This is a genomic window from Fuerstiella marisgermanici (genome assembly GCF_001983935.1).
Classification (GTDB): Bacteria; Planctomycetota; Planctomycetia; order Planctomycetales; family Planctomycetaceae; genus Fuerstiella; species Fuerstiella marisgermanici.
In genome coordinates, this window is sequence record NZ_CP017641.1 from 4,027,105 (window position 1) to 4,049,699 (window position 22,595).

Consider the following 22,595-nt stretch of genomic DNA (forward strand, 5'->3'; position numbering starts at 1 on the left):
GAAGTCGGATTGATACCTACCGTGGACTTCGTGGTTCGAGTGTCCGGTTAGAACCGGTCAGGACTCTAACCATGATTCCACTCCGAAACCGTTTGATGGCATGGGGATACAAACACGCTCACAAAACATGGACTTTGCCATACATCCGAACCGCCGATGAAGGTCCCGAGAGTCTCGCAGTCAAACGACAAAACCCTCGGCCACAAAAGGACTTGTGACCGAGGGCAATTGGTTTGTTTAGAAAAGCTCCCCGAGGCGGTCTCAAACCGAACCGTGGATTAGTCGGGCTAGGTGCCTTTCGTACCAGAAGGTTACGGCGAATTGCACACGTTGAATTATTCAAATGGAACTCCATTTCGGAGCAACTTCGCCCCAACACCTTCGGAGAGAAATTTGTCGCACCGCGGGTCTCCAGTTTGTTCTCATAAATCTGATCATCAGTCGCTTGACGCGAGGTTCTACACACTGTAGTTTTACACTTGTAGTTGTTCAAGACGGGAGCGGAGGAGGCGTCATCGTGAAACTTGGTGGACGGCAATTGTCAGTTATGCGTGTGCTTTGGGAACACGGTGAAGCGACCGTGGCAGAAGTGCAACAGTTCTTAGACACAGACCCACCGCTTGCATACTCGACGGTGGCGACAGTGTTGTCGCGTATGGAACGCAAAGGTCTGATCGCTCATCGAACGAAAGATCGTCAATATTGCTATCGACCTGTGGTTTCAAAAGACGGAGCGGGCCAATCGCTTGTTGGTGAACTGGTTGATCGAGTATTCGGGGGAAGTCCAGCAGAACTGGTCAACCATCTTTTGGCCAGTGACCAAATCGACAAGGACGAGTTGGAGCGGATCAAAGAGCTTGTCATCGAGCATGCCAAACGAACGAGGAGGAACCCATGAGCATTTCGCCTTGGTTCGTGATGGCGTTCTGCAGCTTTCTGTTGACATATCTCGTTCATTCGACGGTGATCATCGGTGGTATGGTATTGCTTGTCAGCAGAATCCGGCAATTTCATGCGCCGACGCTGAAAGTTCTGGCCTGGAAATTGGCACTCCTGCTGCCGCTTTTTACAACGACCGTCGTCACTCTTATACCATCTCTGCATCTGGGATATCAATATTCATTGAGCGAGTCACACCTTCCATCTGCGACTGGTGAAGATGAGACGCCCTTTGCTGAAGCTTCTCACTCATCAGTGATCGATCCGACAGTCGCGCTGGCGGTCTCCTCAAGCGATGTCGGCCGCGAAACGGAACGATCACTGGCCAGCCCCGACATCGAAGAGGGAAGACACCCGAACGTCGAAGTCGAAAGAGCATCCCAAGTTAATTCTCTTTTGACCTGGGAGATTCTTTCACGATGGATCACTGGTCTTTGGGCTGCGACCGTGCTGGCCGGACTGACTAGACTCTGCATTCACATAAAACGCTTGCACATCCTCCGACTGAGTTCCACACCCATTAACGCAGCCGATCTACAACGCGGCCTAGACCAACTGGCTCATAAGATGCGAGTGCGGCGCAAGGTGGATTTGCTGGAAGCTGTGGAAGTGACCGGAGCCCTGACTGCGGGCTTTTGGCGTCCTTTCATTGTGGTGCAAGCACACAGAGACGGAGATTTGAATCGCCTCGATCTTGATTCGGAGTGGGAAGCGTTGTTGGCGCACGAGCTGGCCCACGTTGCACATCGCGATGCCGAATGGAATCTGTTCAGTCAGATTGTCAGATGTCTCTTTCCGTTCCAGCCGCTGAACCGAGTCGTTAGTCGTCAGCTTCAAATCGCAATGGACTTTGCGGCGGATGAGTCGGCTGCGCGCGTTCTGGGTGGGCAGGAGGGGCTCATCAAGTGTTTGGTCCGGATGGGAGATCAAATGCTTGATCGGCAAATGTTGCTCTTAACACGATCAGGACTTGTTGCCGGAATGGCGGCTTTCCGTTCGACGTTGGGGCAACGGGTTGAAAGGCTCCTTATCCAAAACACCTTCAGCATGGAAGTCAGTGCGGCGACCAAGCTCAAAGTGCTGACCGGCCTGGCCATGCTTGCCATGACGGTCGCGGCCCTCATCCCTCAAGCCGTCGCCGAGAGACAAATTGGTTCTTCGGACAATCAAACTTCTTTAGTACAGGGAAACAAGATGAAATCACAGCTTTCGACTTTGGCCGTTCTCATTGGTGTGTCCGCACCGTTGGTTGCCGATGAACCTCAGGATTCAAGACCCGCTGAGCAGACGAAAGAACTCAAGGCAACCCCCGATGAATTGCCAGCAGGAATCGAGCGATTCAATGGCATGCTCGTCGGTCGTCTCGCTGCGAAGGACGTCGAGAAAGGTTCCTTCGTCGTCGTCGTCGACGCTGTTCCACGCGTCTGGCGAAACAGCAAAGCAGAGAATCCGAAGTCGATCGTGGGGAAATCAATCGAGATCGAGGGAGTCTTCGGGAAATTCCTGGACGTGCTGGTGACCACACGTAAAGGGGAAACCGTTGAGTTCGAGTGCAAGCACGATGGTGATGAGCTGGTGTTCCCAGGTGAACTTCTGCGAAAAGTTGCTGCTTACAAAGCGGAAGATTATCCCGAATTACCTGAAGCGTTTCGCGGCTTCCGAGGAGCAGTGGTTGCCAAGATTAAGAAGAAGGATCCAGAAACTTTCGAATTGATTATTGAAGTTCAAAAGGTCGCGGACGTTTGGAAAGAGAGCAGTGCCAAACAACCGGAGAGTATCGTCGGCAAGCAAATGATGTTGGCGGGATTCTGGAATCGCAAAGAGGCTTACCACAAACTGAAAGTGGGAAACCAAATCCAAGTTGGGATGCAACATATTGGTCGTCAAAGCGACCACTTGACCGTGGCGGAGTTCGTGCGACCAGACGATCAGGTGGAAATGAAGGAAATGCGTCGCGACGCTCCCATCAGCACGAACCAAAAGAATCCCGTCCAAGGCTTTCGAGGCATGCTTGTGGGCCGCCTGGTGAAGAAGGATGTCGAGCGTGGAACATTCACCATCACAGTTGACGCTGTTCCCCGTGTCTGGAAGAACAATCAATCGCGGGCACCAAAATCACTCGTCGGAAAAAACGTCGATGCAGCAGGAGTTCCTCCTCAGCTGCTGGACGCTTTGGTGGTGACTCGGATTGGCGAGACCGTTCAGTTTGGAGCATTGCACGATGGCGGAGATAGCCTGAGAGTGGGCGAAGTGCTTCGAAAAGTTGCTCCTGTCGAGAAAGGGGATTATCCCGAACTCCCCGACGATTTCCGCGGGTTCAGTGGAGTCTTGCAAGCGAAAGTCGTCAGGAAGGACGAGCAACTTTGGGAACTGACAGCTGAAGTAACAGACGTTGTGAAGGCATTCGACAAAGATCGGTCACGAAATGCCGAGAGCGTCGTCGGCAAGCAGGTTATGTTGAGCGGATTTTGGAACAAGAAGGACGCCTATCACAGCATCTCGGTTGGCGACAAAATCCAAGTCGGTGTTGAGCATCCGCAACGACTCGGCGACCAATTAAGCGTCATTGAGGGTGTCCGTAAGCTCGACGAATAACTTCGTCAAGAGTTTTGTTTTCTCCTTGCTTAGAACGCTCCACGGGAAATGTACATGCATCGATCCGCTATCGCATCTCGATTCGTCGGCCGGTGCCGCCCGTTTTTTGCTCTGTGCCTGTTCGCACTCTGTGGGACATGGCTCTGGGGAGCCGAAACGCTGCCGCCCGCCAACCAGCGCTACGAGACGGAGGGGACATCAGAAATTCCAGACTTTCAGCGGCACGTTGTACCGCTATTGGGACGACTGGGATGCAATGGCCGCAACTGTCATGGGTCGTTTCAAGGACGCGGAGACTTTCGCCTGTCGCTGTTCGGTTACGACTTCAAAATGGACCACCAGGGTCTGCTCGGGAGAGCAACCGCCGCGGAAGGTCAGCGGATCGATCGTCGGAACCCTTCGAATAGTCTCATTCTCAAGAAGCCCACGATCGAGATCGACCACGAAGGAGGCGAACGATTTGCCCGCGGCTCGTGGGAGTATCAGTTGCTTCATCGCTGGATCGAAACGGGTGCAGAGAAGCTGAAGCAGCCTCAGGAGCTGGACCGGCTGGAATTGTTTCCAAACGAAATCCTGTTTCGAAACGGAAGCGAATCCGCTCAACTCCAAGTCATCGCGATATGGACGAATGGTGATCGGGAAGACGTCACTCCGCTATGCCGATTTCGCGCGAATGATGACTCTGTCGCGATGGTCGATCAAGATGGAGTGGTGAGCTGCACCGGTTCGGGCGATACGCACATCATCGCGTTTTACGATAACGGTATCGGTTCGGTGCCGGTGATTCGTCCCACGTCATCCAGGGAATACGAGCCCATCGAAATCGAGGAGACTATCGCGTCCATCGATCGGTTTGTCGCTGCGAAGCTCAATAAGCTCCACATCATGCCGTCGCCGCAGTGTAGCGATGCCGAATTCCTTCGTCGGGTAAGCATCGATCTGACGGGCACGCTTCCGCCTCCCCAAGAAGTTCGAGAGTTTCTCAGCGATCCACGCAAGGACAAGAGAACTCTCAAGATCAACGAGCTGCTCGATCGTCCCGCCTATGCCGCTTGGTGGACGAACAAACTGTGCGATTACACCGGTTGTAATCCACGGCAGCAGGCAGAACTTGGCCAGGAACTTTCAGTCCAATGGTACATGTGGATCGTCGCTCGCTTAAAAGAGAACGTCCCCTACGACGAAATTGTGCGAAGGATCGTGCTGGCTCAAGGCCGGAGTTCCGGACAATCGTTTGCGGATTACACGAGGGAAACTTCATCCTATTTTCAGAAAGATTACGAAACGGATTTTGCAGACCGGCAGACAATGCCACACTACTGGACTCGCCGGAGCATGGAGGAACCGCAGCGGGCAGCCGAAGCCTTTGCTCACAATTTTCTAGGCGTCCGTCTCCAATGTGCCCAATGCCACAAGCATCCATTTGCTCAATGGACGCAGAAAGATTACCGCGACTTCAGTCGCTTTTTTGAGACGGTCAAGTTCGGTGTCAAACCTGACGATCTCGCGCAGTACCGGGACCTTGCGAAACGCGTCGGAATGAATGTCCGCAGTGACGATGGTTCCCCGGTTCGCAACGATGCCGTCAGAAGGCTTGAAAACGGCACGGTGTATCCTTGGCGGGAACTCTATATCAAAGATCGTGGCCGAACCGAACAAGTCAATTTGTTGCGAAGCGGTTCGGTCTCACTCGGAGGACAAGACGATCCCCGCCAGCCGATCATGGCCTGGATGAGTGATCCAGAGAATCCCTGGTTTGCAAAGGCTTTCGTCAACCGCGTCTGGTCATCTTATTTCCACCAGGGAATCGTCGATCCGCCTGACGATTTAAATCCAGCTAACCCGCCTTCGCATCCTAAATTACTCGACTCTCTGACAAAGCGATTTGTCGAGAACCAGTATGACATGAAATGGCTGCACCGGGAAATCGTATCCAGCGAGACGTACCAACGAAGCTGTAAGCCGAGTCACAATAATCACAATGACCGAAAAAACTTTAGCCGCGCAATTCCAAGACGAATGCCGGCGGAAGTGGTTTACGACAGCGTCAAACAGATTGTTGCCGCCAGTGATCAGGAAGAGGAAGTACGCACCGATCTCACTCGGCGGGCCTCCGGACATCTCTCCATGCGGCTGGCAGGGACCTATGCGATGCAGATCTTTGGGAAACCCGAGCGAGCGGTGAATTGCGATTGCGAACGGAACAATCACCCCACATTGCTACAAGCGGTCTTCCTGCAAAACGATCCGATCATCGAACAGCGAATCGAAAGCAGTGGTTGGTTAGCCGAAATCACAGCAGCTGAATCCGCCAATGAGGCCATCCCAATGCGCGAGCTGGTTGAAGAAGCGTGGTTACGAGCACTTTGCCGCTTGCCCAACAAGATTGAGATCGAGCGAAGCCTGTCGCATCTGGGCGAAGCGGAATCCGTGAGCGGTGGAATGCAGGATTTGTTGTGGGCGCTAATCAATACCAAAGAGTTTCTGCTCATTAAGTAGCATTCAAGAGAACGAACGGGAGTTCACAATGTCTGTTTCACGCCGCCGATTCTTACAGGTGGGTTCGCTGGGGGCGAGCTTGACACTCGGTGACTATTTAAGATTCGCCAGTGCTCAGGATCAGATCGATGAAGGCCGTTCAGCGGTTCTGGTGTTTTTGGGCGGCGGCCCGTCGCATCAAGACACATTCGACATGAAGCCCAACGCACCGGTCGAATATCGAGGACAATTTCAACCGATTCGAACATCGGTCCCCGGTGTCGAGATCTGTGAGCATTTGCCCCAACTCGCTCGCCGTGCGGATCGGTATGCGGTCATTCGGGGAATTTCACATAGCCTTGCGGATCACGGATTAGGGACGCGATATCTGATGACGGGAAATCTGCCAACCCCGGTTGTCGATTACCCGATGTATGGATCCGTCGCCAGCAAAGAATTTCCCGCCGCAGCCGATCTCCCTTCATTTGTTTCCATTGAACGACCGGTCGAAGGACCGGGATACCTTGGCGCCGAGTACGGTCCGCTCTCCACCGGGGAAAAGCCTCGTTACGGTCAGCCATTCCGTGTCCGAGGAATCACACTTGATGGAACGATGTCGTTGGATCGATATCGCAAACGACGCAAGCTGGTCGATGACATCGACACCGCTTTTGCAGAATTTGAAGGTCTCGATGATTCGGTCCGTAGCCTCGATCGCTTTTCCCAGCAGGCCTATCAGATTATCAGCTCGCCTAACGCCCGGTCCGCTTTTGATCTTTCGCTCGAATCGGATCGTGAAGTGGATCGATTCGGGCGTCATGAATTTGGACAAAGCATGCTTCTTACGACTCGCTTGATCGAAGCGGGAGTTCGCTTCGTCACCGTCCTTTTGGAAGGCTGGGATACGCACCAGGACAATTTCAATCAGTTGGGGCGCGATTTGCTGCCCAACCTCGACCAGTCGCTAACGGCGATGCTCGATCGGTTCGGCGAACAGGGACGGCTCGACTCGACCGCTATTCTTGTGACCGGGGAATTCGGCCGAACTCCCAAGGTCAATAAGAACGCTGGTCGCGATCATTGGTCACGGGCAATGTGTTCTCTGATGGCTGGCGGTAGTGTCCGCACCGGACAGGTCATTGGCGAAACCGACGACAAGGCAGCAGGCCCCGTCGGCCGGGGATTTACCCCGGATGACTTGGCTGCCTCGTTCTTTCAAAACATCGGGATCGATCCCAAAACCGAATACCATGCCAACGTGGGACGGCCGATTACACTGGTCCGGAATGGATCGACGATCCCGGGTCTGTTCGCATAGTATGGAAATGTCATTCAAGCCATGAAGAAGATCTACGCCGCCATCATCGTCACAAATTTCGTATGCTTCTCCGCTAGCGTTTTTGGCCAACGTCCGCACGTTCCGCGAATCGACAGTGTTGTGATGTCGGTCGAACAGCCACAGCAAAACGACCCGGCCGTCATCTGGTATGACAATTTCGATCTCTCCGGGCGACAGGAGCAATACCCTGAGAAGAGTGGCAAACTGTCGGAAAGCACCCGCTTTGGAAACACCGGCAAGTCGCTTGAGATTGCTTATCCTCGCGGAGGACGGGGGATTGGCGGAAGGAAGATTTTCTTTGGGGATTCTCCCACCCATCGCGGTCATCTCGTGCGCGCTGGAGAATCATTCGACGATATCTACTGGCGAATTTATGTGAAGCATCCAACCGACTGGAAAGGTGGAGGTCCAGCCAAGTTATCGCGAGCAACAAGTCTGGTTCCGCCGGGATGGCGGCAAGCCATGATTGCCCACGTCTGGAGCAGTGGTGAAGCGTTGACGTTGGACCCAGCCAGTGGCGTAAAGAACGGCAAGGTGGTCACGACTCGTTACAACGATTTCCCAAACCTGAAATGGCTGGGAAACAATCCGGCATCAGAATTCAAACTTCATGGCAGTGATGGTGTTGGCTGGTGGGTCTGCGTCGAAGCGAGGGCCAAGCTGAATACTCCCGGTCAAAAAGACGGCGTGAACCAACTCTGGATCGATGGCCAACTGGAGGCAGAGCGGCTCAATCTCGATTGGCGAGGAACTTTTGAGGACCGAGGCATCAATGCGGTCTTTCTTGAAGCCTATTGGAATCAAGGATCTCCTGTGAATCAGTCTCGCTGGCTGGACAACTTCGTTGTTTCCACAGAGCCAATTGGCCCTGTTCGCTGTCCACTCAATCCAACGATCCTAAAAACACCCTATCAAGGCCCCGGCCAGCAGCAGTCATGGCAGGTAGAAATCGCAATCAAGGACTCGTTGGAGAAAGTCGTCTGGCGATCTGACTCGCTCGATATGACCGACCAGGTGACAGTCAGCTCGGAAAATGGAGGATTCATAAGCCGAGGTCCTGAAATAGATTCGCTGAAAGAAGATACGTCCTACATGATCAGAGTTCGCCAGCAGAGCGACAACGAAACATGGTCTGCCTGGAGCGACTGGCATCAAGCGTTCCGGACAATACGTAAACGTCCAATGTAGCTGATTTTCGGGTCGAAGCCGACGTTTTTGGTCGTTTCTTCAGGTCATTCATCCCGAGGAATGAATGCAATTACATCCTGCGCAGATTGCTTTTTCGATTGGGCCAACTGTTGATTGTTACCTCAACAGTTCTGGCAGGTTGCAACGAAGCGTCCGGTCAAGTATCGCAACGTGAAGAAAAAAGAGGCGACGACACGCGGACGGGTATTCCGTCACATCGTCGTGCGAGTGGATAGCTTTAGTATTCTGTACCACCGCCTATGACGGTTTTGATTGGGAGATTTTCCAGAGGGACCTCGCGCGAGCTCCGTCCGCCGTTGCCTCTGTCTTGAGCACCGATTGGAATTTACGGATGTACTGTGTGTTGCGTTCTGGGATCGTCAGGTGGCAAGTAGGTCTTCATTGATCGAAGCGTCCAAGTAATTATTGGGTGGAATCCGTTGCGGTTTGGATGAGCGATCACATCCAGAGTTGAGTTGAGACCCGAACCAGATTCCTCGTTGCTTGAGTGACAACGACAAAACCCTCAGCCACGAAACAGTTTGCGAACGAGGTATGACGGTTCGGATTGTGATCCGGTTTTTGGAAGCTCCCCGAGGCGGTCTCAATCCGAACCGGGGTTTCGTAGAGCTAGGTACCTTTCGTACCAAGAGGTTACGTCGATTACCTACGATCGAAATGTTCAAGTGGAACTCAATTTCGGACCAAATTGGGGCAAAATTGGAGTCGGCAAAGCCTAAGCGGGATCGCATGCGTTTGGCTCGATATTACCAGTCGTTGCTCGACCATGGCGAAGTCAAAACGAGGGCTGAACTGGCCCGCCATTTGGGAGTCAGTCGGGCTCGAGTGACGCAAGTACTGCGACGGTTGGAGGAGCCGAAGGCTGGGTGAATCTGGTGTGCGAGTCCAGAGCGCTACTTGATGTAGACCAGTCAGCGTAGATCCCGATTGAGAGCCAGTTTAGCGCGTCCAGATCGACAGATTTGTCGAGACGAGCGTTGTATCTCGGTCGCCGTTTGGCGCGACAGACTGTGGAGTGGATAATCGAACGTCACACTCAAGATCCAACTGCCATGAATGAAGCAACGTCAATTAGTCTCTTAGGGCGCGCGACTGACCCTGCGGATTCCGACTCGTGGGATCGGCTGGCAGAGTTGTACGCACCTTTGATGCAGCGCTGGCTAAGGCAGTACGACGTCCAGCCAGCTGACGCTGACGACCTGATACAAGAAGTGCTTGCGGTCCTTATGCAGGAGCTTCCGCAGTTCGACCACAATCAGCAAACCGGTGCGTTTCGCAATTGGCTTCGTAAGATCCTGGTCAATCGGCTGCGGAATCTCTGGCGGTCACGGAAATACGAGCCGCAGGCAAGAGGTACGAGCAGTCTGCTCGATCAGCTGCATCAGCTTGAAGACGACAAGAGCGAAGTCAGTCGAATTTGGAATGCTGACCATGATCAGCATGTCCTCTCCCAATTGATGGAAGCTGTCCGTTCAAGGTTTCAAGATAAGACGTGGGAAGCGTTTCGTCGGCAGATGTTCGATGGCCAGCGAGCGGATGCTGTTGCGGCCGAACTGAACATGCCGATCAGCTCGGTTTATGTCGCCAGGAGTCGCGTTCTCAGCACGTTGCGACGAGAAGCAGAAGGCCTCGTCGATTCAATCGGGTAGGCGGTCCCGCCGAAAAAATTGCCTGCCACCTGGTGCCGCCGATTTGCGCGAATCGAGCCGCCTGGCCGCATTTGTCGCTACTCAAATCGCTATTCTTATAGATGTTGCGACTTTTTCTGTCGCAGGTGTAAGAAACCGCGATCTCGTGCTCTCTATCTCCAGACGACGAAATCGCGAGGAGAGATCCAGTGACTGATAATCCGCTACTTCATCCGGAAAAGAATGAGCTGGTCGCATTCGGGCTGGGCAAGCTTGAATCAGACGAAGCGACCCGGATCGAGACGCATCTTGGAGAGTGCAAAGCCTGTTGCGAGACGCTGCTCGATCTCAAAGACGATACGTTCGTGGAATTGGTTCGCAACTCACCGGAACCGAAGCAAGGTACGAAGTGCGCGAAAGACTCCGTGAGTTCTGAATTGACGGAACCAGTGGACAGTGTTGCGACGGACGAATCGATCTCCGCCGCGACGATGCTGGTGGAGTCGGGAATTCCACGTGTTCCGGCCGATTTACCGGCTCAGCTTAAAGATCATCCGCGATACCGCATCATCGAGCTGATTGGCAAGGGGGGAATGGGAGATGTCTACAAAGCCCGGCACCGACTCATGGATCGCCTGGTTGCTCTTAAACTCATTAACCAGGACCTCGTTAAGAACACCCAGGCAGTCGAGCGATTCCGTCGTGAAGTTCGAGCGGCCGCCAGCCTGACCCATCCGAACATTGTGACGTCCTATGATGCCGAAAAGGCTGGAGACGTTCACTTTCTGGTCATGGAGTTTGTAGACGGAACGGATTTGTCTAGCGTTGTCCAGAAACAAGGTCCGCTTCCAATCGCCCGAGCCTGCGACTGCATTCGGCAGGCGGCCAACGGGTTGCAGCATGCTCATGAAATGGGCATGGTCCACCGAGACATCAAGCCACACAACCTGATGCTGAGCGAAAGTGGTCAGGTAAGCGTTTTGGACTTTGGATTGGCTGGCTTCGCTGCTGAGTCCGTTCTGCTGGTAGCGGAACCTGACGGCGATACTCCGCGATTAGGGTCTGTTTCGATGCACCTGACGGCGGTGGGCAGTGTGATGGGAACTCCCGACTACATTGCGCCGGAGCAGGTCCGTGATGCTCATTCGGCCGACATTCGCGCGGATATTTACAGTCTCGGCTGCACGCTTTGTTACCTGTTAACGGGTAAGCCTCCTTTCAGTGCCGACTCGGTTGTCAATAAACTCAAGGCACATGAGCGTCAACAGCCGCCCGCGCTCCAGGAATTGCGAGACGACGTTCCGGCGGAGCTCGCCGATATCGTCACGCGGATGATGGCCAGGAATCCGGACGATCGTTTTCAAACGCCGGCCGAAGTAGCGAAGGCACTCGACCCGTTTGCGGATTCTCAGTTGGCCACTATGTCGAACGCGAATCATGCCAAAACGAAGAAGCCCCTTGCGATTGCTGCTGGCTTGCTCTCGCTCGCTCTGTGCGCGGTCATTTTTATTGTCACTGACCGTGGACGGCTGGAAATCCACTCAACTGTTGATGGTGTCCAAGTAACCGTCACCCAAAACGACGGCGAGGTGCGGGTGCTTGAACCGAGCACAGGCACGACTGTGTACTGGCTGCCGTCTGGCGAGTATCGGATCGCACCAAAAGGGAACGCCCAGGTAACGCTGGACGCCAAACGCGTCTCGGTAACGCGGTTCGGTCGCAAGATCCTGACAATCACCGTCCAACCGATTGCCAACGCGACCGAGCGAAATCGCTTGCAAGGCGTCCGGAGCGGCGCGTCAGGTCGGCAAACGGGTATCCTGACGAATCCGCCGTCTGTGCCACTCGGTGGACTCCCCGTCGGACGGAACCTGATTGCGGATCCGTCACTGGAAGACACTCCGACCGGCTCGCTGCCGAAGACCTGGTCTGCGTGGCTCGACGACGGTCCTGATTTTAAGTGCGAAGTCGTGGAAGGCGGAGTGACCGGCAATCACTGCCTGCAGATTTCCGGCAAGGGCACGCGCGGAGTCGTGTTCTGCACGAGTAGGCCGATGGATCGCACGAAGCGGTACGCACTCAAAGGCCGTGTGAAAGTGGAGGGCGACGCCGCCACGTGGGCGGTCATCAAAATCAACTACTTCAACAAGACTGGATGGCTCGGCGTGGATGACCGCGTCGGTGTGTCGTCAAAGAAGTCGGGCTGGCAGTTCTTCGAAAAGACCGACAGGGCTGACGACTATCCAGAAGCAACGCTGATGGTGCCGACCTGTCATATCGAAGGAAACGGCACGGCGTGGTTCGACGATCTGGAACTTGTTGCCTACGACCGTGGCGAATTGCCCGCCGACTTTGACGAGCAACACGGCAAGAACAACCGATAGTGAGCACTGAATTCAGAGTCCCTCATTCACAAGGAAACCAAACATGATCTCAAGACTTTCCATAGTTCTCGTTTGCGCGTCGTTTGTCGTCGGCAGTGTTCCGACAAATGCGGATGAGGAGGACAGCCGCGATGTGCTTGGCCGGTTCGTCGGAGTTTGGAAAATCAGTGCAACGGCAAAGCCCGCGATATGGGCTCCCGAGGGTGGCGAGATCGCCGAGCAGGAAAGCGCCGTGTGGGCTTTGAAAAAGCGGCTCTTTGTGAGCAGAACTGTCAATCAGACGCAGAAAAAGAAAGCGTTGTGGATTACGACCTACGATCCAAAGCAAAACGTCTATCCAGTTTTTGGATTCGATTCCAAGGGGCTGTTGGGCGCCGAGTGGCGACACACCTGGGACGCGTCGGTCAACAAATTGGCGGGTCGAGCGACCGACTTGCAGCCCGGATGGACCAGCGCAGGGCAGAACCGCCTTACCGACGCTGATACCAATGTTCTCGATTATTGGATCAAGAACGAACACGGCGAGTTGATGTTGCACCACATCGGCAAGAAGGAACGCCAGCCAGCCAATAGCGAGGCGGCAGTCGTCGCCGCCTGGCTGAAGAACGATCCAGCGGGTGATCGCCCCGCAGAGTTGAAGGTTCTTGAGCGGATGATCGGGACCTGGGATGTAGTCGAGATCCATAAACCCGCCGTTTGGACAACAGAAGGTGGTCGTGTCACAGCCAAGATAACGCGCAAATGGATTTTGAATGGGCGGCTTATGATGGATACGTCGATCCACTCCGACGGCACGGAAGGCATCAATCTCCGCAGTTTCGATCCACAAAGCAAAGCTTATCGAAGTTGGTGGTTCAATTCCGAGGGCCACCGCAATACAGCAACGGGAAGTTGGAACGAAAAGTCACAGACGATTTCGTGGGTATCTAAGTTGGATGACGGCAAAACAATGCACTTCTCGATCCGCTTTCCCAATCGGAATCAAGAGGTCGTGGATTTAAAAGTCACCGACGCCGACGGCAAGGTCTACTTCGACATGGATTCCATCGTGACGCGGCGATCAACGGCCGACAAGAAGCCAAAACCCGACGCCAACAGATCAAAGTCCACCGACCAAAGCAGGATTCAAGGTACGTGGGGTGCAACTCAGTACGTGCAAAACGGTCAAGGGGCTGGCGAAGCACCGATCGCACCAGAAGACTCCGCAATTCGGTTTGCGTTCAAAGGAAACGAGTTCCTTCTACTCGCCAGTGGAAATGCAGGAAAGACACCCAAAGGCACTTTCAATCTGGGTTCCAGCGGGCAGGAGAAAACCATCGATCTCATTTTCCCGCCAGCGTCGAACGGGGCTAAGAAACAAACGATGTCCGGCATCTACGAGTTCGACGGCGAGACGCTGAAGATTACCTATGCGACAGATGGTGCAAGACGCCCAGCCGACTTCAAATCCAACAGAGGCTCGAAACACATCGCGATCGTCTTCAAGCGAATCAAGGAATAACACGGGTGATCGAGACGTCAAAAACAAATCGCTCGGGTCTGTCGCCCGCGATTTATGGCACTGCCTCATTTATCGCGGCGTGTCTCGCGTGGGCCAGTGTCTGGTTGCTCTTCAACATGGGCCCAGACGGTATCCTGAACAACAGACTGTTCGAGGCTGTCGCCATCGGTCTTCTTCCACTGTTCGGATTTGTTTGTGGTCTGGTCGGCATCGGCACGGGATTCAAACACAAGAACTGGCTCGCAATCGCAACCGGTTCAATCGGCCTTGGCATGATCGGCTTCGAAGCATGGTTCCTCTTAACGAATCGGTGAAGCAATGGCGGCAATACGCAACGAAGGTCCATGCTCATGAGCGATAAGCCGCCAGTTCTACTGATGCTGCTGCGAGCGACATTTGTCTTTGGCCCCACGGTTTTGTTACTCGCCCTCTTTTTCGCACTCGCGGCCTGGCCGGAAAGTCCGTGGGTGCGGGTGTGGCAGATCGCGCTGACCAGTCTTTCATTAGCAGCATTCGTTGCTTTCTTTGCAACAAGGTCCAGTCGCAAACGACTCAAACGACAGTTGATCGACGAATCGTCGTCCAACAATCAGGAAACGGACACAAGCACGTGAACGCCCCAGATAAGACAGAACGATCGCTCGCAGTAAAGGCCTCATGGATTTCATTCGGCCTGATTATTGGATGCGTGTGCGCCTTTCTCTGTTTTTCTGTGATCGACGAAACGTTCCGGTTCGCTCATACACGCCACGGAGTGCTGACTGGGTTTCTGCCTCGCACCGCACTCTGGCTAATCTGGGCTGGCACCGGTCTGGCCGTTATCACGGGACTCGGAAGCCTCGTCCTCATCCGCCGACCGGATATCACATCAAAGGCAATCATAGGGATCGTCGCGAGGAGCCTGATTGGCATCATTGTTGGCCTGTTCGGGTGTGTGGTGATGTGGTTGATCGTTGGCCATCACGTGATCGGTTTCTAACGAAATCAAAGAAAAGAGCCGGTGCATTTCAAACTCGCGCATAGGCAGAGTTCGACGAATCAGTACGATTGAGAGAGCGTCACAATGGGCCTGGGCCTGATCCCCATCTACATGTCGATTCTCGTCATCGCCCTGTGCGGCCTGGCGGCGCTCGTCGGTGGCATGCTGCTGATCTCCAGTGAGTCGCGCGACACCGGCCGAGTCGTGCTTCGCGTTTCCGGAATCGCCCTGCTGACGGGGCTGGTGTTCACCTGGGCTGGTGTGTTCGTGTGCAGAATTTTGTGGCATACCGTCGGTGATCGCGTGGCAGTCATCGCACTCTGGGCCAGCGGCCCCGTGGGAATTCTCTTCTCAGTCGTGTGGCACAGCCTGCACCTGCCGATTGCACGAACCCAAGAACCAAAGGACAACGCCTGATGGATCCTGCCCAATACGAAGCCCATCTGTGGGGGCAGATGATGAAGACGATGGGGCTACTGATCATTGCATATCTGCCGCTTCAGATCGGCTCGATTTTAATCGTCAGACATTGGGCGGCTCGGCTGGCGGCCGGTTTACCGATCATCCTAATGCTGCCCATGATGTTTAAAGGATTCCAAACCGACACTTATCAGGACGGCAGTCTCTTTGGCATCGGCCTACTGGTCGTAACCGTACCTATGATGTTCTACCTGGCGGTCATCTTCTTCGCCGGGCTGTCGATTCGATCGGCAAACGCAAATAGGTCGGACCACGGCGAGACAACAAGCAGAAACAGAAAACGACTGGCCCTCAGTCTGCTGACCCTTGCCGCGATCGTCCTGATCCTGGCCATTTTCATGCTGACACCTAGGTGACCGCATTGAGCATACCTCGACAAACATGACCTAAACCGGAGACCTGGCCAGCTACGAACGCCAGCGCTACTGGTGTTCGTGGTAGTCGTCGGCCCAGGATATGATTGGCTCGGCTTAAGTATGCAACGAGCAAAACAAACTGGGAGCGATTTGCAATGATGACTTCGTCGTATCGTTGTGGTTCGGGTCCAGTCTCTAGGACCGTTAAGGACTCAAACCACGCCCTTTGTTCGTAAGTACCTCTGTGGCAACACGAAAGAACATGCACAATCATCCGTGTAACCCACAGCGAATCGCGTTCTCAAGTCTGCCCAATCGGCCGTCGTTGTACGACAACGACGAAACCCTCGGCCACTAGACAAGTTGTGACCGAGGGTTTTCTGGTTCGAACTGGAAGCTCCCCGAATAGGACTCGAACCAACGGATTAACTCGTTCTGAAACGCGTGGTGCGGAAGACGGTGATTCTTGCTGTGCAGCATCGCCTGCCCCGGCGCAGTCTCCACACGATTCAAGTCAGTTGTGGTGAGCAACAGAATCTGTCATCGGAATGATGACTGCGACTGCGTGGTGCGTTCCCGCTTCGTGACCAAGGTGGGCGCATCATGGGCGCCCACTCGTTTTCTTGCTGCGTTCAGTCTTGCCACGCCCGACGGCACTTATCATTGGAGCTTATTCACTCTTGGGCTGCACGCTGGAGCGCACAACCGCCACGGCATTTCGTAACGCAAGCCCGACCGAATAACATTTACAAGCTCGTGATTTCCCAATGCTCACGTGCCCGGTTACCGCGTCGATAGAATTTAGACAATCCCTGCACAGTTAGAGCTGAGCAGGGATTCGTGCCGGCCACGACTTGGTCACCTTCTTGTTGCGCGGCGAGCTTGGTCCCGCATGTGCTTCGGGCTGTGAGACAAGTGCTGGTAAACACGCGCCAGCATTGATGGATCCTTATGTCCCATCAGCAATGCGACCGTCAACGGATCGACGCCCCGTTTCAGGGCGTTAGTTGCCCACGAGTGGCGGAGGGCATACAGCGAATACCTCGGAGCGACCTTGTTGGCCATTCGCTTGAATAGTTTCTCCTTCGCTTCCTGACGCAGTTCGGCAGGCCGTTTGTGGCGGACGACTCCCTTCTCGCGTTTCGTTGGAGCAAGCGTGTCAATGAACTTAGCGATTTCCTTCTCGCTCGGTTCTTTGCCTTTCTCCTTCAGAATCGCCTTACCCATCCGAGTCTGAATTCGATCAAAGCAGCAATTCACCGCTTCGGTCTTCCACGCTCGGCCGGACCGATTCCGGAATAACTCGCCAATTGGGTACTCGTCAACCAAACGACGGCTGATCGACATTGCATCGTCGTTCAAATAGATGATGCGTGGCGACTTTTTCCCTTTGGACTTCTTCGAGGGGAACACCCAGCGACCATGTTTGACGTCGACCCACTCTGCGACCACTCGCAGCGACTCCTGTGGTCGACAACCGGTTTGGTAAGTCGTCACGAGCAGATCGCGAAACCGGACATCCGGCACAAACTTGAGCAGTTGTTCGAACTCATCAGCCGGAATGTAGACATCCTTTCGTTCAGCCCCCGGCACGTCGAGCGCCTCAAGCGGATCACTGTCGATGCGTCCCTGGCGGCGTGCCCAACTCAGACATCGCTTAATGCTGCGGAAGTAGTTCCGACGGGTCGTCTGTGCCACATCGTAGCCATCGACCCATTGCTCAACATGATATGGCCTGAGAGCAGAGACTCGCATCTCCGGATACTTCAGAACGAACCGTTGCAACCGATGTCGGTACCATTCGTAAGTATCCGGGGCTCGATTTTTTTGCGTCCATTCCAGAAACGCATCAATAATCACGATGAGCGATTCTGGGGAAACGTGCTGCTCATGCGGCTTACCCATCAACTGATGATACTGCCGAAAAGCTGCGTCCTTGTCCGGGCCAAGATTCACCTGTTTGCGGTTAATCTCGACGTACCAGACGCCGCGGGCCTTCTTGAAGAAAGGCTTAGGAAAATGTGCCATTGCGAACCCTCCAATCGAATCCAGAAAACGGAAACAACAGAGGCGATGAAAAGTTCGCTTCACGATTCGGACCGGCTGCCACCGGCGTCCCAAATCATAATTCAGCCCGACTTCTCGGACAACTTCTCGGACATAGCCGATAATCGAAGTTGCCGAATCGTCGTAAGTCCTTTGGTAGCAAAGTACACCCGGGAGGATTCGAACCTCCAACCCCCGGTTCCGAAGACCGGGGCGACGTTCGATAACCTGCCTTTAACTTGCTTGATAACTCTTTGATATAAAACTACTTAGGCGTAGACATCGCCTGACATTCGACTCACCCAACTTCCAGAGTTTTACGTATTTTGCAACGGTTCGCAAGGAATTCTGTACCTCATTCTGTATCACTTAAGTTACCGCATCAAGGAATGTTAACGGAGGACTAATGCGTTGCTCCGCAACAGAACGGGTGACGTAGATAAATGCATATCGCATTGCACTTTTACCAAGTGTTCCGTTACGGATGATCAACGCTCTCAGAAGCCGAGACGGTCACTGCTAGATGGCAGTGATTGTCAGCGGTGTGGAGTCGAACGTTAGCCCCACTAGTCAACCGGCTCTCAATGGCAACGCCGCAATCCTCTCGAACTGATCTCGGACGCTCAAGGGTCAGATGGCATCAATCCAACTCCGGAATTCCTGCCAAATAGTGATGTCGGTCGGATTGGCGGCTGCTGGTTCCATAACAGCGTTGGGAACGGGGACCGGAGAATCACTTGCGAACAGACCATTGGAGGGATTCCCAAGGCACGTCGACGTCCCTTTGGAGATGATCAGTGTGAAGCTGTTGGAGGCGACGGAAACACGACGACGGCGTTTGGCTTGGTGACCGAGAACGGTTCGATCTCAGTGAGTTCCGCCATGACTCGGGCGCTGGCAAAATACTGCCAAATTGCCATCAACTCGACGACTCCCATGAATCGTTCGGGGCAGACAAAATGCGCTCGGGCGATAAAATCCGAGTAGATTGCGGCGGAGCCCCTGTTCTCAAAAGGTGGTTTCGAAGACGCTGTGCGCGGGTCTCCTGCCCCCGCACGTCTGCGGTTCCGGCATCCATCCACCTCACTCAGAGGCTTCCGCCGGGCATGCCCCGGCCGGAGCCCGCAACACTAACAGTGGAGAATAGTGCAGTGCGCAATCGTGCCGCCCCAGTTCTTCATGTCACACGATACATCGATGCCAATTCATGCCTGTCTCAGATGGCGTCAATCCATGAGCGAAAATTGTCCCAAATCGCTGACGAAATCTCAGTGTTGTCCGGTTCGCCAACGGTTTCAGGCGGTCGCACTTTTGTTTGCGGTGAGAAGCCGAACATGCTGTCATCGTCTTCTTTGTCGGCAAGACCCACCGGGCTGCCGTAGCAGTCAGAACTGACAACGCGGCCTGCGGTTCGAGCCCCCGATCCCGACGCGGGACCACCGAGATTGCCGACATTAATCCGAATCTGAGCCGCCGTTAGCGCGCTGCTGCCCTTGGACTGGTCAATCTGAGCGTTTGTGCCGGAGAGTTTGACTAGGTGAATCAGAAACGAATCGCTGGCGTCGAAGTCTCCATCACCGTCCACGTCACCGACTGTTTGCATCGCATCAATGGCGGCACGAATCTCGCTGGCGGACAGCGGACTGCTGCCTTTCGACTGGTCGATCTGAGTATCCGTGCCGGAGAGTTTGGCTAGATGAATCAGAAACGAATCGCTGGCGTCGAAATCTGTGTCGCCGTCCACGTCGCCGAGCGGACTGGCATCATCGTTGTCGGTGATCGTGCCCATGCCGGTGTCGCTGACATCGACGGCCCGGGCACCGACCGGCGTGCCGGAGCTGATTACCAGTGAGGCCGTAAACGACTCCGACGCCTCGGGAGCACTGTCTTCAGTAATCGGGACCGAAATAGTCTTGTCAGCGTTATCACCGGCGGCGAAGCTGATGGTCTGCGTGTCGTGATTGAAGTCACCGGCGGCTGTGCTAACGTTGACAAAGCTGACATCCACATCCACAGCGACATCAAGCGCGTTCGACAACGACAGCGTGAAGTCCAATGTGCCATCCCCCTCGTTGACGGTGACGTCGTTGATTGTGAATGTCGCCGTTTCGTCGTTGGTGATGGTTCCCGTGGCTGCGTTCGACGTGCCGACCAGATAATCGGCCCCAGCCGTCAGCGTCAAAATAGCAGTTTCGTCGAGTTCCGCGACAGAATCGGCAATTGGGTCGATCGTAACGGTGGCCGTGGCGGAACCATCGGCAAACGTCACGGTGCCTGCTGCGCCTGTGAATGTTGCGGCACCAGTCTGCGTGTAGTCTGTGGCAAACGCGGCGGCTCCGCTGACACTAAAACCAGCCGTGATGGCTCCAGTCGTGATGTCGCGTGTGAAGGCATAGCCCAGGTTTCCGACGCCGTCTTCCGCAACTGCGGCCGGAGCAACGGCCACCGTGATCGTCGGTGTTCTCTGAACATTCAGAGTCGCTGCACCCTGAGTGAACACCTCAAACGTTTGTCCACCGATGACATCGTCTGCCGCCTGTGTCCAGCCTGCTCCGATGTCGACTGTGTCATCGCCATCGCGAAGCAAGGTCAGCGTGTTGGATGTGCTGCTGATGTTGAGGACTTCCTGCACGTCCAGGGTCAGCGTGTTGTCGCCGCTGCCGGAGATGTCGATTTCCTCGATGTCGACGATGCGGTTGTCGGCGACCGTAGTCAGATCGAGTGTGATGCCGCTGCCGTCCAGACGCAGTGTGTCCCTGCCGTTGCCGCCGATGATTCGGCGTGTGCTGCTGAAATCGGCATCCGGGATGGCCAGCGTGTCGTCGCCTTCGCCGCCGCGCAGCACGTCGGCACCACCATCACTGATCAACACGTCGTCACCGCCGCCGCCGATCAGGATGTCGATCGCGACGGCCCCCTGATTTGCCATCAGCGTGTTTGCGGTTCCGTCGCCGACCTGCGTCTCGGCTCCACCCGTGAAGTTCCCCCCGAACACCACGTAGCTCTCCCCTTCGCGGGTGTCGGTCCCGCCAGCATCCGCTCGGTATGCCCCGATAATGAGGTCGTCGAAACCGTCACCGTTCACATCACCGGCGCTGCTTGCCGGACTCCCTGCGGAATCTTCTGCGTCGGTGCCGAAGATTGTGATCCCGTCGGAACCGAGGTTGCCCAGATCGATCGTCGTCGACAGCGATGCCCCGCCGAAAATCACATAGCTTTCCCCTGCTGCGTTCTTCGCGTTGTTCGCTGCGTCGGCACCAGATGCTCCGATGATGAGGTCATCGAAACCGTCACCATTCAAGTCCCCACCACTGCTCACGCTAACACCGCTGTAGTCATTGGTGTCGGCACCGTGAATGATGAGACCCGCATTGCCGAGGTTCGCGAGGTCCATCATGGCTGGCAGCGATGCACTGCCGAAAATCACATAGCTTTCCCCTGCTGCGGTCTTCGCGTTGTTCGCTGCGTCGGCCACGGCTCCGATAATCAGGTCGTCGAAACCGTCGCCATTTACATCACCAGCACCGCTCACACTGATACCGCTTGCGTCTCCAGCGTCGGCTCCGTGAATAACGAGTCCCGCATTCCCAAGATTTCCCAGGTCAATGGTGGCCGGAAGTGTTTCGCCGCCGAAAATCACATAGCTTTCCCCTGCTGTGGTCTTCGCGTTGTTCGCTGCGTCGGCTTCGCTGGCTCCAATAATGAAGTCGTCAAAGCCGTCACCATTCACGTCTCCAGCATCGCTTACGCTATAACCGCTTTCATCTTCTGCGTCGGCTCCGTATATGATGAGTCCCGCGTTTCCGAGATTGGCGAGCTGAATTGTAGCCGGAAGAGTGTCTCCACCGAAAATCACGTAACTTTCACCGGCGTCATTTTTCGCGTTGTTCGCGCCATAGGCAAAATTCGCTCCGATGAGCAGGTCGTCAAAACCATCACCGTTCACATCACCGGCGCTGCTCACGCTAATACCGCTTGCGTCTAATTCGTCGGCTCCTTGAATAACGAGTCCAGCATTCCCGAAATTATCGAGGTCAATGGTGGTCGGAAGAGTGTCCCCGCCGAAGACTACGTAGCTGTTTCCAGCACCATACTTGCCGTTGGTATATGAATAGGGGCCACTTGCTCCGATGATGAGGTCGTCGAAACCGTCACCATTCACGTCACCACCTGCGCTCACGCTATAACCGCTGTAACCAAATTCGTCGGCTCCGTGAATGACGATTCCCGTATTTCCGAGATTGGCGAGGTCAATGGTGGCCGGAAATGTTTTTCCGCCGAAAATTACATAACTCTCACCGGCCCGTTCTTTCGCGTTGTTCGCGGCGTAGGCCCAGTAAGCTCCAATGATGAGGTCGTCGAAACCGTCCCTGTTCACGTCACCGGCGCTGCTCACGCTAAACCCGCTACGATCTTCTGCGTCGGCACCGTGAATGATGGTGCCGTCACCTGAGACCAGAGCGGCCAGATCGATGGTCGTGAGCAAACAGCGTTGCTCAAGACTTTCCGCCGATGAGCGACTGACATCCCGAGCCGACAATTGACACCCCACTCGGCGTCGGCGACTAACGGTTCGATCATCAAAAACGGTGCATAAAGACGATAACCGCGACTTAATCGACATCGACTGCATTCCCCAACACGAAAAACCAACCGGCAGC

The 22,595-nt window shown here is 54.7% G+C and carries 15 protein-coding genes and 1 tRNA gene; 13 read left to right on the forward strand and 3 right to left on the reverse strand.

Annotation, left to right across the window (positions count from 1 at the left end):
* The first annotated feature begins 517 nt into the window (after window positions 1-517).
* The 13 genes from Fuma_RS34220 to Fuma_RS15155 all read left to right on the forward strand — a co-directional run bounded on the left by Fuma_RS34220 (window position 518) and on the right by Fuma_RS15155 (window position 15,888).
* Window positions 518-898, forward strand: a complete 381-nt coding sequence (locus Fuma_RS34220; RefSeq protein ID WP_158521007.1) for a BlaI/MecI/CopY family transcriptional regulator — start codon at window positions 518-520, stop codon at window positions 896-898.
* Window positions 895-3,534: a M56 family metallopeptidase gene (locus tag Fuma_RS15095; RefSeq protein ID WP_077024848.1), complete on the forward strand. Its 2,640-nt coding sequence runs from the start codon at window positions 895-897 to the stop codon at window positions 3,532-3,534. The genes Fuma_RS34220 and Fuma_RS15095 overlap by 4 nt, the downstream gene beginning before the upstream one ends.
* A 54-nt stretch (window positions 3,535-3,588) precedes the next feature.
* Complete coding sequence (locus Fuma_RS15100) at window positions 3,589-6,033, forward strand: DUF1549 and DUF1553 domain-containing protein (protein WP_077024849.1); 2,445 nt, start codon at window positions 3,589-3,591, stop codon at window positions 6,031-6,033.
* 28 nt (window positions 6,034-6,061) lie between these two features.
* The gene (locus Fuma_RS15105; protein WP_077024850.1) at window positions 6,062-7,330 is read left to right on the forward strand and encodes a DUF1501 domain-containing protein; all 1,269 of its coding nucleotides are present in this window, start codon (window positions 6,062-6,064) and stop codon (window positions 7,328-7,330) included.
* A 21-nt stretch (window positions 7,331-7,351) separates the two neighbouring features.
* On the forward strand, window positions 7,352-8,539 hold the full coding sequence (locus Fuma_RS15110; RefSeq protein ID WP_077024851.1) for a hypothetical protein: 1,188 nt from the start codon (window positions 7,352-7,354) through the stop codon (window positions 8,537-8,539).
* 1,073 nt (window positions 8,540-9,612) lie between these two features.
* A complete protein-coding gene (locus tag Fuma_RS15120; protein WP_077024853.1) occupies window positions 9,613-10,209 on the forward strand; it encodes an RNA polymerase sigma factor in 597 nt (198 codons plus the stop codon).
* A gap of 188 nt (window positions 10,210-10,397) precedes the next feature.
* On the forward strand, window positions 10,398-12,572 hold the full coding sequence (locus Fuma_RS15125; protein WP_077024854.1) for a serine/threonine protein kinase: 2,175 nt from the start codon (window positions 10,398-10,400) through the stop codon (window positions 12,570-12,572).
* A 43-nt stretch (window positions 12,573-12,615) separates the two neighbouring features.
* Entirely contained in the window at window positions 12,616-14,073 is a 1,458-nt protein-coding gene (locus tag Fuma_RS15130) for a TIGR03067 domain-containing protein (protein WP_077024855.1), read from the forward strand.
* Window positions 14,074-14,078: 5 nt separating this feature from the next.
* Window positions 14,079-14,387, forward strand: a complete 309-nt coding sequence (locus Fuma_RS15135; protein WP_077024856.1) for a hypothetical protein — start codon at window positions 14,079-14,081, stop codon at window positions 14,385-14,387.
* 36 nt (window positions 14,388-14,423) lie between these two features.
* A complete protein-coding gene (locus Fuma_RS15140; protein WP_077024857.1) occupies window positions 14,424-14,687 on the forward strand; it encodes a hypothetical protein in 264 nt (87 codons plus the stop codon).
* Window positions 14,684-15,052 carry a hypothetical protein gene (locus Fuma_RS15145; protein ID WP_077024858.1) on the forward strand — a complete coding sequence of 123 codons (369 nt, stop codon included), beginning with the start codon at window positions 14,684-14,686 and terminating at the stop codon, window positions 15,050-15,052. Before Fuma_RS15140 ends, Fuma_RS15145 begins: the two co-directional genes overlap by 4 nt.
* A gap of 84 nt (window positions 15,053-15,136) precedes the next feature.
* Complete coding sequence (locus tag Fuma_RS15150; RefSeq protein WP_077024859.1) at window positions 15,137-15,469, forward strand: hypothetical protein; 333 nt, start codon at window positions 15,137-15,139, stop codon at window positions 15,467-15,469.
* Window positions 15,469-15,888 carry a hypothetical protein gene (locus Fuma_RS15155; protein WP_077024860.1) on the forward strand — a complete coding sequence of 140 codons (420 nt, stop codon included), beginning with the start codon at window positions 15,469-15,471 and terminating at the stop codon, window positions 15,886-15,888. Before Fuma_RS15150 ends, Fuma_RS15155 begins: the two co-directional genes overlap by 1 nt.
* Window positions 15,889-16,746: 858 nt before the next feature.
* Here the strand turns inward: Fuma_RS15155 and Fuma_RS15160 are convergent.
* The 3 genes from Fuma_RS15160 to Fuma_RS15165 all read right to left on the reverse strand — a co-directional run bounded on the left by Fuma_RS15160 (window position 16,747) and on the right by Fuma_RS15165 (window position 22,558).
* Window positions 16,747-17,916: a tyrosine-type recombinase/integrase gene (locus Fuma_RS15160; protein ID WP_099091883.1), complete on the reverse strand. Its 1,170-nt coding sequence runs from the start codon at window positions 17,914-17,916 to the stop codon at window positions 16,747-16,749.
* Window positions 17,917-18,099: 183 nt separating this feature from the next.
* Window positions 18,100-18,177: transfer RNA gene (locus Fuma_RS35075), tRNA-Arg, on the reverse strand.
* Between the two features lie 973 nt (window positions 18,178-19,150).
* Window positions 19,151-22,558, reverse strand: a complete 3,408-nt coding sequence (locus Fuma_RS15165; RefSeq protein WP_158521009.1) for a beta strand repeat-containing protein — start codon at window positions 22,556-22,558, stop codon at window positions 19,151-19,153.
* Window positions 22,559-22,595 lie beyond the last annotated feature (37 nt).

Excerpts from the sequence above, each read along its gene's own strand:
- Fuma_RS15095 (WP_077024848.1), top strand. The coding sequence starts at position 895 with ATGAGCATTTCGCCTTGGTTCGTGATGGCGTTCTGCAGCTTTCTGTTG.
- Fuma_RS15100 (WP_077024849.1), top strand. The coding sequence starts at position 3,589 with ATGCATCGATCCGCTATCGCATCTCGATTCGTCGGCCGGTGCCGCCCG.
- Fuma_RS15105 (WP_077024850.1), top strand. The coding sequence starts at position 6,062 with ATGTCTGTTTCACGCCGCCGATTCTTACAGGTGGGTTCGCTGGGGGCG.
- Fuma_RS15110 (WP_077024851.1), top strand. The coding sequence starts at position 7,352 with ATGAAGAAGATCTACGCCGCCATCATCGTCACAAATTTCGTATGCTTC.
- Fuma_RS15120 (WP_077024853.1), top strand. The coding sequence starts at position 9,613 with ATGAATGAAGCAACGTCAATTAGTCTCTTAGGGCGCGCGACTGACCCT.
- Fuma_RS15130 (WP_077024855.1), top strand. The coding sequence starts at position 12,616 with ATGATCTCAAGACTTTCCATAGTTCTCGTTTGCGCGTCGTTTGTCGTC.
- Fuma_RS15140 (WP_077024857.1), top strand. The coding sequence starts at position 14,424 with ATGAGCGATAAGCCGCCAGTTCTACTGATGCTGCTGCGAGCGACATTT.
- Fuma_RS15150 (WP_077024859.1), top strand. The coding sequence starts at position 15,137 with ATGGGCCTGGGCCTGATCCCCATCTACATGTCGATTCTCGTCATCGCC.
- Fuma_RS15155 (WP_077024860.1), top strand. The coding sequence starts at position 15,469 with ATGGATCCTGCCCAATACGAAGCCCATCTGTGGGGGCAGATGATGAAG.
- Fuma_RS15160 (WP_099091883.1), bottom strand. The coding sequence starts at position 17,916 with ATGGCACATTTTCCTAAGCCTTTCTTCAAGAAGGCCCGCGGCGTCTGG.
- Fuma_RS15165 (WP_158521009.1), bottom strand. The coding sequence starts at position 22,558 with ATGTCGATTAAGTCGCGGTTATCGTCTTTATGCACCGTTTTTGATGAT.